We start from the raw sequence: 14,260 nt of genomic DNA, 5'->3' as shown, positions 1-14,260 counted from the left end.
TTTAAATTAATATGCTGCTACAAGAGGCTAATACACTAGCGTTTGCATGGCATGAGCCGGTATAGTAAGCGTTTTTTTCACCGCATTGATTGCTATTTCGTATACCACTGCTTTGTCTGACTGATTCATTACAACAGTGGCAATTTTTCCGTTTGTATTTAGAAAAGAAGTGCTTAATACACTTTTGTTGCTTATTACATTTCCAATTCTCTTCGCTCCCGGTTGGATGAATTTTGAAAAATGTCCAATATAATAGTACATCGGTGTGTAGATCAGTTCATCTTTTGTAGTGTCAGCATGAATTGGGGCAAAACAAAAATTACCAACATGATTGGGGCCTCCGTTTTGATCCAGCAAAATGTTCCAGTCCGTCCAGCCTGTCGTTCCGTTGTTAAAATCATGGATCATATTGATTCCGTATCGTTCGGCATTTCCCCAAAACTGGAATTTCGAAGCGTCAAATTTTTCGATACAGCCTTCGGTAAACAGCAGGTTTTTGTTTGGAAAAGCTTCATGTACTTTCCCTACAGATTCAAATTTCGGACTGCCTCCGTTCCAGGTTTCGTACCAATGGAATCCAATTCCCCAGGCGTATTTGGAAACTTCAGGATCAGAAAAAACTAAATTAGCTCTTTTCTCGAGCATCTCTCCGCGGTTGTGATCCCAAATAATGATCTTTTTAGATCCCAATCCTTCTTTTTCTAAAGTAGGCCCCAGAAAGTTTTTCAGAAAATCTCTTTCGGCTTCCGGACTGTAAATACAAGATTCCCATCTCTGACTTGCCATTGGTTCGTTCTGAATCGTCAGTCCCCAGACCGGAATTCCTTCTTTTTCGTATGCTTTTATAAATTTAGCATAATAATTGGCCCATGATTGTGCAAACTCCGGCAATAAAACGCCTCCATGTAAAATATCATTATTGTCTTTCATGAAAGCCGGAGGACTCCACGGACTAACAAATAAAGTTAATTTCCCACCGGTTGTTGCAATTGCTTTTTTGAGTAATGGGATTCGGTATTTTTTATCGTGATCAATAGTAAAGGTTTTTAGCTCTTTGTCGCCTTCCTGAATATAGGTATAACTTTCGCTGCTAAAATCACAGCTATGCATATTGGTTCTGGCCAAAGAATACCCTATTCCTTTATTTTTATCGTAGTAAGCGGTTAGAAATTCCTGTTGCTTTTTGGGTGACAGTTTAGCAAAAACTTCTGCGCTGGCATCGGTAATGGCGCCACCGATCCCCAAAAAAGTCTGATCTGTTTTTGAAGGATCAATCGTAATTGAAACCGTTGATTTTGTTTGTTGTGAAACTGAATTTAAAATGAAATTATTGGATAATGACAATCTTAATTGGGTGTTTTCGGCAGTAGTATATACTTGTATTTTTGGGTTTGATTTAAATGAGGGTACTACAGACTGCGCTCCAACTTTTGAAGAAGAAACGAATTGCAGCACTAGTAATGGGGCGATTAAAACTCTATTTATGGCTTTCATGGTACACTCAAAGCGATTTCATTATTATTAAAAGGCAAGGGGCGAAACGGACGAATCAGATTGCCCCTCTAACTAACTCACAAAATTTCAATAGACCAGCGTTTGTATCGCGTGTGCAGGAATTTTTACAATGGTCTGTTCTGTTGCAATAATAAAATTATAGGTAATAGCATTGTCGGTATTGTTCATCACTACAGTCGCCATTTTTCCGTCAGTATTCAAAAAAGAGGTACTTGACAAATAACTGCGGCTTACCGAAGTACTTACCCGAACGGCATTTGGACGAATGAATTTTGAAAAATGTCCGATATAATAATACGATGGGGTGTAAATGAGTTCCCCTGTAGTGGTATCTGCATGTATAGGTGCGAAGCAAAAATTGCCTACGTGGTTCGGTCCTCCAAATTGGTCCAAAAGTATGTTCCAGTCTGTCCAGCCTACAGTTCCATTATTAAAATCATTGATCATAGAAGTGCCGTATCGTTCTGCGTTGGGCCAGAATTGGTATTTTGCAGCGTCAAATTTCTCGACACAGCCTTCTGTAAAAATGAGTTTTTTGTCCGGATATGCTTCATGTACTCTCGCAACATTGTCAAACATTGGCTGAGCTCCTGTCCAGGTTTCGTACCAATGAAAACCCATTCCCCAAACATATTTGGAAGCTTCCGGGTCTGAGAAAATAACATTGGCTCTCTGTACCATTAAATCACGATTGTGATCCCAGGCAATAATTTTCACCTTCTCCAGACCTTCTTTTTTTAAGGTTGGTCCAAGGTAATTCTTCAAAAAATCTCTTTCCTGTTCGGCGGTGTACAAACAGGATTCCCAGGTTTGGGTGGCCATGGGTTCGTTCTGAACGGATGTTGCCCAAATTGGAATTCCTTCTTTTTCGTATGCTTTTATAAATTTTGCATAGAAATTTGCCCACGGTTGATAAAATTCCGGGAGTAATGTTCCCCCTTTGAGCACATTCTTATTGCTTTTCATAAAAGCATTGGGTGACCACGGAGTAGCATAAGTAATCATTTTTCCGCCAGCCGTTTTTATAGCCGCTTTAATCATGGGTAAACGGTATTTGCGGTCATGATCAATCGAAAATGTTTTTAAATCTTTGTCACCTTCTTCGATATAAGAATAACTTCCGCTGCTAAAATCAGAACTTTGAATCGTTGTTCTTAGCAATGAATATCCGATTCCTTTTTGGGTATCGTAGTAGGCATTTAAAAATTCTGTCTGTTTTTCTTTTGATAATTGGGCAAAAATTTCGGCACTTGCATCGGTAATGGCACCGCCAATGCCCAGAAAACTCTGGAAACGTTTGGAGGGTTCAACAAAAACGGACAACTCTGTTTCTATAGGCTGTCTGGATGCCGTAAAATTTAAATGATCTGTTGGTGTTAATCTTAATTGTGTATTCGCTGCTGTGGTATAAACCGTTATTTTTTTATTGGTAGTGGTAAATTTTTGTTGCTGTTTTTGGTTTTTCTGTTGTGGAAAAACAGATAAAGAAAAACATAAACAAGTAATAATATAGCCAATCTTTCTCATTGAGTATGTTTTAATAATTGAGACTTTGATCAAATTTCTTAGTCAAATGATTTCCGGTTTGATTTAAAAATAGCCCATACTCATAATGATCATGGGCTATTTACAACCAACCTTAAACTTAAACTTAACTTACTTCATTATTGTGGATATCCCTGATTTTGAACCATTTTAGTATTATTGAATTCACTATATGGAATTGGGAATGCTTCATTTTTATTGGCCTGAAATCCTTTGAAAGCAAGTTTGGCAGCAGCCTGACCTGTTCTCACCAAATCAAACCAACGATGACCTTCACCTGCAAGTTCTAATCTTCTTTCGGCTAAAATAGCCGGAATAGAAACCGGTACTGATGTTAATCCGGCTCTTAATCTAACAGCATCTAGTAGTGCCTGAGCTCTTGCTCCTGTTCCCCCTAAAGCTTCAGCCTCTAATAAATAAGTATCTGCCAAACGAATAACGTAGGTATTGATTCCAAAATTTAAGAAAGGGTTACTTGCTTTGATATCGGCATTAACCGGTGCATATTTAATAAAATGATATCCAGTCTCCTGATAACTGTCTTTGTACGTAATCAAAGTGTTCGGATCTTTATCCGGATCTCCAGTAGCTCTTGCGGTCTTTGCATCAAAAATAGTAGATGCAAAACGTGGATCGCTTTTCATCGTATTTGCCAGATCAGCGGTAACAACACAAAAACCCCATCCATTAATATAATCCGGCAAAAGTGCTGCTTTTCCATATTTTGTTCTGGAATAATCTCTGATTCCCATCAACTGAGCGGCAACGTTTCCTTCATCGTCACCTCTTTCAAAATTCCCCCAATCTGCATTGGATTTATCGGTGTAGGTAATTTCAAAGATAGATTCTGAATTGAATTTTTTGGTATGATCCCATAAAGAAGCGAAAGTATCCATCAACTTATAACCAAAACTACTTGTTCCTCCGGGAGTTCCGTTTACTTTTGCCAATTCAACCGCCGCCTGTGGCTTTTTGTTATCGTATAAATATACCTTTCCTAAAAGTGCTGTTGCAGCTCCTTTAGAGAATCTTCCCAACTCCGGTGCAGGTAAGCTCATTGGCAAATCAGGAATTGCTTCGTTTAAATCTTTTTCGATTTGTGCATAAACCTCGTCAGGTTTAGCCTGCATAACTAAAGGGATTTCGTTTTTCGTTAGTGGTTTCAGGATCAAAGGAATATTCTTAAACATTCTCACCAGATCAAAATAGTAATAAGCACGTAATGCTTTTACTTCTGCGGCAAATCTTGCTTTCTTAGCGGCATCCATAGGAACATCCGGAAGTTTTACCAGCATGACGTTACATCTTGCTACGCCTTTGTAATAATCTGCCCAAATTGCCGGTGGAATATTCGCCGGACTAACAGAATAGTTCGATGCCACCTGAAGTCCTGGCTGGTCGTCTGAACCACCCCCACCTGCATAGAAGTCATCGGATGCAGAGTTTAAGAATAATAAAGGCGCATTTTCCATTGCTCCTGCAAACTTTCCTAATTTATCGTAAGCTGCTACCAGACCTGAATAAGCCTCGGTTTCGTTTCTGTAAAAATTATCTTCCAGCACTACTCCATCTCCTTTTACCTCCAATTTTTCATCGGTATCGCACGATCCAAGTGTCAGTAACACCCCAAAAGCGAATAATGATTGTTTAAAACTTATAAGTTTCATAATATCTTTTTTTTAAATTTAAAATTGCAAATTAACTCCTAACATATACGATTTTGCCTGAGGGTAATATCCTCTGTCAACACCCTGTACGTTGTTCATTCCGGCTGTAGTAGGACCTCCAATCTCAGGATCATAACCCGTATATTTAGTAATCGTCCATAAATTTTCTCCCGTTACATACAATCTTACTTTTTGCAATGAGATGCTTTCTATCCATTCTTTTGGAAATGAATATCCAAGTTGGATTGTTTTGAATCGGAAGAAATCTCCTTTTTGCAAATTGAAATCTGATGGATTCGTAAAGTTTTTGTTGGAATCATCCGTAGTGACTCTCGGATAACTGTTTGTTGATCCCGGTCCTGTCCAGCGTCCCATAACTTCTGTTTGATAATTTGCGGTAGAAATATCAAGTCTTCTCAATCCCTGATAGATCATATTTCCTCCAGCACCCTGACCGAAAACTAACATATCGAATCCTTTGTATGCTAAATTCATAGTAAATCCATACGTGAATTTAGGCAATGAAGTTCCTAAGAAAGTTCTGTCGTTAGCTCCAATTACACCGTCCCCATCCAAATCCTGCCAACGGAAATCGCCCGGTTTAGCATTGGGCTGAATTACTTTTCCTGTCGCATTTTTATAAGAATCGATATCGGCCTGAGTCTGGAAAATACCATTTGTTTTGAATCCGTAGAAGGAGTTATACGCATGACCTACTTCTGTTCTGTTGATTTCGTAAGAACTGGACTGTACCGTTTCGTCTCCAACTAAGAAATTAACTCCTTTGTCTATATAAGTAATTTCATTTTTGATATAAGAGAAGTTCCCATTAACAGACAGGTTCAATTCTCCAATTTTCTTACGGTAGCCTAATTCAATATCTACACCGCGGTTTTCCATATCTGCTAAGTTAGCATAGGTATTGCCTGTGGCTCCAACATAACCCGGAATTGGCACTTTCATTAAGATGCCTTCTGTTTTTTTGTTGAAAAGGTCCACACTTAAATTGAAGTCACGTAATAACGTAGTTTCAAAACCAATGTTAAGTTGTTTCGTTTCTTCCCATTTCAAGTCAGGGTTTGGAATTGCATTTGGACTTTGTCCGTTAACAATTACCCCACCGATAGTATAGTTTCTTTGAATTCCAACTGTAGAAATGTATAAGAAATCAGGAGAGGAATCATTACCTGTAACCCCATAACCTCCTCTTATTTTTAAAGTATTCACGATTTTATTTTCTCCCCAGAAACTTTCTTTGGAAGGAACCCAGCCTAAAGATACTGACGGGAAAGTTCCGTATTTATGGTTTGGTCCAAAGCGTGTCGAACCATCACGACGAAGAATCCCGGTAAAAATATATTTTTCTTTGTAATCGTAGTTTAATCTGGAAAACAAGGACTCCACTCTGTGTTCTAAAGCTTGTGCATTGTAAGCGTTCGCTATTTTATCAGAGATTGGAATGTCAACATTAAAAGAAGCTTCGGCATGTGTCGTAGCCGGTACACCTCTGTAGGTGATATCATTACCGGAAGTAATATTATCAACATAAGTACCTTTTCCAATTAAAATACCGAAATGATGATTTCCAATTTTCTTATCGTAGTTTAAAGTGTTCTCCCAGTTCCAGCTGAAAGATTTTTTGTACGATCGGAACAATTCATTTACATCTTTTTTGGTAGCTCCGTTTAAGTAATAAACCGGTGTAAAGTTATCTGAACCGTAATAGGCTAATTTTCCCCCTGCAGTTGATTTGAATTTTAATCCGGGTAAAATTTCTGCTTCAGCGAAAATGTTTCCAACAAAATTATCTGCAAAATCATTATTTCCTAATCTTGTTTGCGTATACGCTAATGGATTTGAAGTTTCCTGCGTTACAATTGTAGAGATACCGTAGTAATTTCCGTTTGCATCTCTAAGTGCATTTTTGTTCTCGTACGGAGTACCTGCACCGGTTGCCGCACCCGGAGCAACAAGCACCGGTGTTAACGGATCTAAGTTTATGGCTGACGACAAAGGCCCTCCAAACTCATCATTGGTATTTCCTACACCAATTGTTTTTTCATGAGAATATCCTAAAGTCTGACCAATTTTAATATACTTCCCTAATTTATGGTTAGAGTTCAAACGGATGTTTTTTCTGTTGTAATTAGAAATATCAGAGTTTACAATACCTTCCTGATCTGTTAATCCAAAAGACATGTAAAAAGTTGACGTATCGTTACCACCGCTAAAACTTAGCTCATGAGAAGAACGTTGTGCATGATTATTAAAAATTACATTCTGCCAGTCTGTTCCGTTTCCAACATTTGCAGGAACGGTATATCTATTCGGAGTTCCGCCATTTACGTTGGCTTCATTCATAATAGTTACGTACTGATTTGCATCTAGTAAATCTAATTTTTTAGCTGCCTGAGATGTTCCTGCAAAACCGGTATAACTTACCGAGATTTTACCTGCCTTACCTTTTTTTGTAGTTACAAGAATAACTCCGGCCGCTGCACGAGAACCATAAATAGCTCCTGAAGCGCCATCTTTAAGCACCTCGATAGACTCGATATCAGACTGGTTTAGGTAACCAATACCTCCATTGTCAACAATTACACCATCTACAACCCATAAAGGATCATTATTGTTTAATGTAGTAAAACCTCGAATACGTATCGTCGAAGCTGATCCCGGCTGTCCTGCATTTGCTGCTATAGAAACCCCGGACACTCTACCTTGTAAAGCTTGTTCTACCCTTGTTATAGGGAGACTCTCTAAGTCTTTTGCCTTAACACTGGAAATAGAACCTGTAACGACACTTTTCTTTTGTGTACCATATCCTACTACTACAACTTCATTTAAGGCCTGAGATTCCGCTTTTAACTTAACATCAATTTTAGTTCTTCCGTTTACAGCTTCCTGTACTGTATTATAACCTACAAAACTAAATGTTAAAATACCGTTTGCAGGAACATTGATCTGAAATTTTCCATCGAAATCAGATGCTGTCGCCTTATTTGTGCCTTTTATTAAAATAGACGCACCCGGAACTGGCATTCCATTTTCATCATTTATGATTCCGCTTACTGTAACATCCTGCGCCATGGTGACAACTGAAAACAACAGAAACGAAAAACAAAAAATAAGTAATTTTGTTAATTTCATTTTTCTAAAAATTTTGGTTAATTAATTAGTAATTCGATGCAATAATAAATTTAAAATTTCAGTATCTGTAATTAAATTTCATTACAAAAACACATCAACATATAAATTAACACCTTACAAAAACACATCAAATTATAAATAATTTATTGATTTTCACTATTTTAAAAATAATTTTATACTGTTATAGAATTGTTAACTAAATAAAATAAACACTACATTTACTAAAAATGAATTATTTTCGATTTTATGAAGAATTTCCATAGAAAAACACAATATTCCGATTGCAATAATCCAAAAAGAGAGGATTACAAAACATTACTAATAGAAACCCTGATCTAAAATTATGAAATTCGCAAATGCATCTATTTCGATTTTTATCCTTTTTATACTGCCTTTTACTATTTTTTCCCAAGTAAAAAACATCGGATTACCCGCAATCAAAAACTATAAACGATCCGATTATAAAGGAGGCACTCAAAATTGGAATATTGATCAGGATAAAAATGGCAATATCTATTTCGCAAACAATAACGGCTTAATCCAGTTCGACGGATCAACCTGGAACAAATATCCGCTTCCCAACAATACTGCCATCAGAAGCTTAAAAATAGACGACCAGTCTGGCAGAATATATGTTGGTGGGAATAATGAATTTGGTTATTTTAAGAGTGATGCAAAAGGCAGATTACAATACCATTCCCTTTCTGCCTTAATCAGTAAAAAAGATAGCAGAAACATTAACCTGATCTGGAGAATACATCTTTATAAGGGAGAAGTCGTCTTTCAATCTTTCACCAAGGTGTTCTTTTACAAAAACAACAAACTGCGTCTTATCAATGCCCCAAGAAGATTTCAATTCTCTTTTCTAATAAGGCAACATCTTTATTTTCAGGATAAAGTTTTGGGTATTTTAGAATACAAAAACCAAAAACTAACTCCTTTAAAAGGAACCACTGCTTTAAACGACAAAGAGATCTGGGCAATGTTTCCGCTACCCAACAACAAATTACTTTTTGCAACCTTAGAAAAAGGGCTTTTTACTTATGACTATAATAGCATTACAACTTGGGAAACCGAAGCAAATAGTTTCATCAAAAAGAACACCTCTTTGGGCGGAGCAATTATCGGAAACAAATTCATCGTACTCAATTCGGTTCTCAATGGTGCCGTCATTTGCGACCTGAATGGAAAAATCCTTCAGCATCTCAACCGACAAAAAGGACTCCAAAACAATACGGTACTGACCTCTTTTGTTGACAATAAAAACAATCTATGGCTAGGACTGGATAACGGAATCGCCTTTATAAACCAAAACTCTCCTTTTACCTTTTTTGACTATAGTTATAATATAGGTACTGTTTATGCTTCTGTGATTTTCAACAAAAACCTATATGTTGCCACCAATCAGGGTTTATTTTATCATTCCTGGAACGCTCCTTTTAAAGACGAACCCTTCAACCGCGTCGAGGGTACCATTGCACAAGCCTGGAACATTCAGGTCATTAATAATACTCTTTTGTGTGCAAGCAATAGCGGCGCCTTGGTAATTGAACAAAACAGAGTTTCAAAAACACTGGACAATAGAGGTTATTTCGGCTTCAAAACCATTCCAAACCACCCCGGTTACATTATTGGCGAGAGCTACAATGGTTTTTCTATCTTTAAAAACTCTGCAAACAAAATCACTTACGTTAATCAGGTGGCGGGATTTGATGAGACTACAAATACATTTGAAATCGAGCTTGACAACAATTATTTGTGGCTGAAAAAAGATCCTTATCTGTATCAGATGAGATTGTCTGAGGATTTAAAACGATTTGACCTTGTAAAAAAACACGCTCACATTTCAACATCGAAAAAAGGAATAGGAAGTCTTCAATTGATCAACAACAAAGTTTACTTTCAAACCAAAAATCACTTTTACAGATACAGTGACGAACAGGAAGACTTTTTTGAGGACAAAAAAATAACCGCTTTATTCGAAAAAATTCCGACTGTAAACACTATAATAGAAGACAAATACAACAATTTATGGTATTCCTACAATGAATCACTTGGTGTTTTAATTAAAGGCCCCAATGGAAAATACATCCGCACAGAAGCACCATTTTCTAATTTAACAGGTAATCTGGTAAACAAATATATTTCGGTCAATACAATCGATCCGAAGAACATTTTTATAGGGCTAACGGATGGACTCGCCCATTATGATTCTCAAATTTCAAATAAATTCATCACAAAACCTAAAGTCTTTTTTGAAAGTTTCTCCTCTACCAGCGATACGATTATCACAGGTAATCTTGAAAAACCGTTAACAGACCTTTTAATTCCTTATCAGTCCAATCACGTCAAATTTACGTTCTCCTCTCCTACCTTCGAAAATCAGGAGAATGTAACGTACTCCTACAAACTTGAACCATTTGAAGAAAACTGGCGCAATTGGTCGGGCACTTCCATAAAAGAATACACCAACCTGAGAGAAGGCAAGTACACCATGAAAATTAAAGCAAAAAACAGCTACGGCAGGGAATCCGGTGTGTCTGAAATCATTTTTACCATCTCACCTCCCTGGTACAGACATTTCCTGGCCTATCTGACCTACTTTTTATTACTTCTGGCAGCAATCTATATTGTCTCAAACAGAGTTAAACTCAAAATCAGAAAGAACAAATACTATGAAACGATAGAGCAAAGAAGACTGTATCTCGAAAAGGAATCTAAGATCAGACACGAGCAACACGAACTGGAGAAAGAAATTGAACGCCTAAAAAGCGACAAACTTCAGATAAAAATCCTCGCCAAAGACAAAGAACTGGTGAGCAATTCCCTTCAGGTTGTAAAGAAAAACAAAGTCTTAAATGGCATCATTCACAAATTAAAAGAAATCGACAACGATGCTCTCGACGAATCGACAAAATTTCAGGTGAGCAAGCTAAACAAAAGCATTGTAAAAGAGGTCAACACAGACAAAAGTTGGAAAGATCTGGAGAAGCACATCAAAAACGTACATTTTGAATTCTTAAAACGCTTAAAAGAAAAATACCCTACAATTTCTCCACGCGAACTGGATTTATCCACTTATTTACTGATGAATATGTCTACCAAAGAAATAGCCGAAATTATGAATATTTCGACAGGTGGAGTTGAATTAGCACGCTATCGACTCCGGAAAAAACTAGGTTTAAACAAAAAAGAAAACCTGATTGGATTTCTGATGAGTATCTAAAAACAAAAAGGCATTCTGTAGAGAATGCCTTTTTATTAGTTTATAAATTCTAATGTTCGTTCCAAAGCCATGCCTCTGGATCCTTTTATCAGAATTGTATTTTCTTTAAAATGTATCGTCTTCAAAAACTCAGCAAAAACATCAAAAGTTTCAAAAAACTGAAGTTTGTCGCTGACCACTTTTGTTTCGTAAAAGTACTTCCCAATCAAATAACAAACGGATTGATTTTGATCGGATAGTGAATCTACAATTTGTTTATGTTCCTGTTGGCTTTCTTCGCCAAGTTCAAACATATCACCTAAGATCATCACCTTGTTCGAATTTTCCAATTGCAGGAAATTAGTAATAGCCACAGCCATACTGCTCGGGTTTGCATTGTAGGCATCCAGAATAATCTCATTCGATCCCTTCTTTAATAATTGAGATCTGTTGTTCTCCGGTATGTAATTTTCGATAGCCTGTTTTACCGCCTTTTCTTCTACCTTAAAATAAGCTCCCATTGCTACGGCCGCATTGATATTATTTGCGTTATAAAGTCCTATTAAATGCGATTCTACGCTAAAATTATCGTACCCGATCACCACAAATGGATTGGCCTGAATGCTATTGATTTTCAGGTTTGCCTGAGCATTATTCACTCCAAAAGTAAAAGATTCAATTCCGGCTGATTTTTCAATCTGGATTGGATCTTCGAGGTTTACAAAAGCAATCTTGTTGTTTTTCGCCAGATATTGGTACATCTCGCTTTTACCAATAATTACTCCTTCAACACCGCCAAAACCTTCTAAATGTGCTTTTCCGAAATTGGTAATATAGCCAAAATCAGGCTGTGCAATTTCACACAAGAACGCTATTTCTCTTTTGTGATTTGCTCCCATTTCAACGATTCCGATTTCTGTCTCTTTTGTAAAAGACAACAAAGTCAGCGGAACCCCAATATGATTGTTTAAGTTCCCAACAGTTGCTTTGGTTTTAAACTTCTGAGATAAAACTACATTGATCAATTCCTTGGTAGTTGTTTTTCCGTTACTTCCTGTTAAAGCAATAATGGGAAGTTTCAAATATGCTCTGTGATACTTTGCCAGTTCCTGCAATGTTTCTAAGCTGTCTTCTACCAAAATTGTCCTGTCGTCAATAGCATAAGCGGCATTGTCAATAACAACAAACAAGGCTCCCAATTCTAGCGCCTGCGAAGCAAAAGTATTGGCATCAAAGTTTTCTCCTTTTATAGCAAAAAACATAGAATCCTTTTCAATTTTTCTCGTATCAATTGAAACTGATTTACATTTTAAAAACAAATTATGAAGGTCCTTAATATTCATTTATAAAAAATTTTACATATTAAAAATAAGCAATAAAAAAATTCCAAATTCCAAAAGCTGCGTAAATCAGTTGGAATTTGGAATTTTTTTATTGAATTTTCTTGATTTTAGTTTCTAGGTGATTTTCTTTTCTCAGATTTAGCACCTACTCTGGACATTGCACATCTAAATCCGATGTAATCAGTTGCCATATCCTGAGGGAAATATCTTCTTTGACCCGGATCCAGCCAATAAGCTCTGTCTCTCCATGAACCTCCTTTGTAAACTCTTACATTATCATCGATTAATGTTGTACGTTTACTTGAGTTGTCATATTTCTTAACCATCTGACCTAAACTATCTGTTGTGATATTATGTTTAGGTGAGTTGTACATCGCCTGATCTGCTTTAGATCCTGATTCAGAATCTCCGAAATCAAAATATTTAGAAGATTGCTTGTCTCCGTCTCTGTAGTTAATGTTGTTACTTGTATCGAAGTTAGTTCTTAAGTAAGTTTCATTTTCATCAACAGGAACCTGAGCAATTTCTCCAGGTAAATTTGTTGCTACTTTTTTACCGTTACTTAATGTTTTGTATTGAATATTATCTTTAGTAATAATTTCAATTTTACCATCTTTCCCGATTTTGTTTTTAGCATACTGATTTCCTCTAAAGTAGTTGAAATCATTTGCTTCGTTATCGATAATAGGTCTGTAAACGTCAGCAACCCATTCGGCAACGTTTCCTGCCATATCATACAATCCAAAATCGTTAGGAGCGTAACTTTTTACAGAGTTTGTAATATCTGCACCATCATCAGACCAACCTGCAATTCCACCGTAATCACCGTTTCCTTGTTTGAAGTTAGCCAATTGATCTCCTTTGTTTTTACGTTTTGCAGAACGTGTATAATCTCCAGACCAAGGATATTTCTTTTGTCCTTTATAGATATTGTATTCTCTTTGTCCAACATCAGCAGCAGCAGCATATTCCCACTCCGCTTCGGTAGGAAGTCTGTATTCCGGCAAAATAAGTCCTGAAGAACGTTGTGCATATACATTTTTCTCTTCCTGAACAACACCGTCTTTACCTGCTTTAGGTTTTTTTCTTCCGCTAGGGTTTTTCTTTAACACAAGCTCTTCGTTACCTCCGTAAGTTGTACTTGGAGAAGCAACATAACCTTCTGTATTAAATAAACTTTCAGCGCTAACATCCTGAGTTTTTGCTCCTCTTTTAAGGTAACCGTTTTTCTCTAAAACTGCTTCGTTCACACGATCAGTTCTCCATTTAGCAAATTCAACAGCCTGAATCCAATTTACACCTACTACCGGGTAGTTTGCATAAGATGGATGTCTTAAGTAGTTGTTTGTCATCGTTTCGTTGTATCCTAAACGATTTCTCCATACTAAAGTATCAGGAGATGCTCCTTCGTAAATATTCTTGTAATTTTCTTCTGTTGGTGGGAAAACTTTCTTTAACCATTCCAGGTACTCTAAGTACATACCGTTTGTAACTTCAGTTTCATCCATATAGAATGACTGAACGTGTTGTTGAGTTGGTGTGTTATTCCAATCGTGCATAACATCATCTTGTACTTTACCCATCGTAAATGTACCTCCCTCAACAAAAACTAAACCAGGACCTGCCTGTTGTTTTTTTCCTGCATTTCTGGCAGCAGTTCCATTTTGACTGTCTACGTCCCAACCAGTTGCCCTGGAAGCATGACTGGAACTCGATTTTTTGCTACAACTAGCCGTGCCTAACATCAATACCATTGACATCATTAATTGCAAGACTACAATTTTGTTTACTTTCATACTCATTCTTAGGTGATAAATTTAGGTGCTGCAATATAA

The 14,260-nt window shown here is 36.9% G+C and carries 7 protein-coding genes; 1 reads left to right on the top strand and 6 read right to left on the bottom strand.

The annotated features are described in order from the left end of the window. Positions 1–27: 27 nt before the first annotated feature. From LNQ34_RS11115 to LNQ34_RS11100, 4 genes are all read right to left on the bottom strand, one after another. A complete protein-coding gene (locus LNQ34_RS11115; protein ID WP_229999739.1) occupies positions 28–1,494 on the bottom strand; it encodes a glycoside hydrolase family 30 protein in 1,467 nt (488 codons plus the stop codon). Between the two features lie 87 nt (positions 1,495–1,581). Next, positions 1,582–3,042: a glycoside hydrolase family 30 protein gene (locus LNQ34_RS11110; RefSeq protein WP_229999737.1), complete on the bottom strand. Its 1,461-nt coding sequence runs from the start codon at positions 3,040–3,042 to the stop codon at positions 1,582–1,584. A 137-nt stretch (positions 3,043–3,179) separates the two neighbouring features. After that, positions 3,180–4,727 (bottom strand): RagB/SusD family nutrient uptake outer membrane protein, encoded by a 1,548-nt coding sequence (locus tag LNQ34_RS11105; RefSeq protein WP_202702246.1) that lies wholly within the window; start codon positions 4,725–4,727, stop codon positions 3,180–3,182. An 18-nt stretch (positions 4,728–4,745) separates the two neighbouring features. Continuing rightward, the gene (locus LNQ34_RS11100; RefSeq protein ID WP_229999735.1) at positions 4,746–7,877 is read right to left on the bottom strand and encodes a SusC/RagA family TonB-linked outer membrane protein; all 3,132 of its coding nucleotides are present in this window, start codon (positions 7,875–7,877) and stop codon (positions 4,746–4,748) included. A 343-nt stretch (positions 7,878–8,220) separates the two neighbouring features. Here LNQ34_RS11100 and LNQ34_RS11095 point away from each other — a divergent pair, with 343 nt between their 5' ends. Then, positions 8,221–11,103, top strand: coding sequence for a helix-turn-helix and ligand-binding sensor domain-containing protein (locus tag LNQ34_RS11095; protein ID WP_229999733.1), 2,883 nt, complete (start codon positions 8,221–8,223; stop codon positions 11,101–11,103). A 35-nt stretch (positions 11,104–11,138) separates the two neighbouring features. Here LNQ34_RS11095 and LNQ34_RS11090 read toward each other — a convergent pair whose 3' ends face one another. Then, entirely contained in the window at positions 11,139–12,425 is a 1,287-nt protein-coding gene (locus tag LNQ34_RS11090; RefSeq protein WP_229999731.1) for a UDP-N-acetylmuramoyl-tripeptide--D-alanyl-D-alanine ligase, read from the bottom strand. Positions 12,426–12,532: 107 nt separating this feature from the next. Next, a complete protein-coding gene (gene gldJ / locus LNQ34_RS11085) occupies positions 12,533–14,221 on the bottom strand; it encodes a gliding motility lipoprotein GldJ (RefSeq protein ID WP_202702520.1) in 1,689 nt (562 codons plus the stop codon). Positions 14,222–14,260: the final 39 nt, after the last annotated feature.

It is taken from the genome of Flavobacterium lipolyticum (assembly GCF_020905335.1).
Classification (GTDB): Bacteria; Bacteroidota; Bacteroidia; order Flavobacteriales; family Flavobacteriaceae; genus Flavobacterium; species Flavobacterium lipolyticum.
Note: the sequence above shows the minus strand (reverse complement) of the source record. Positions and strands in the feature narration are given on the sequence as shown.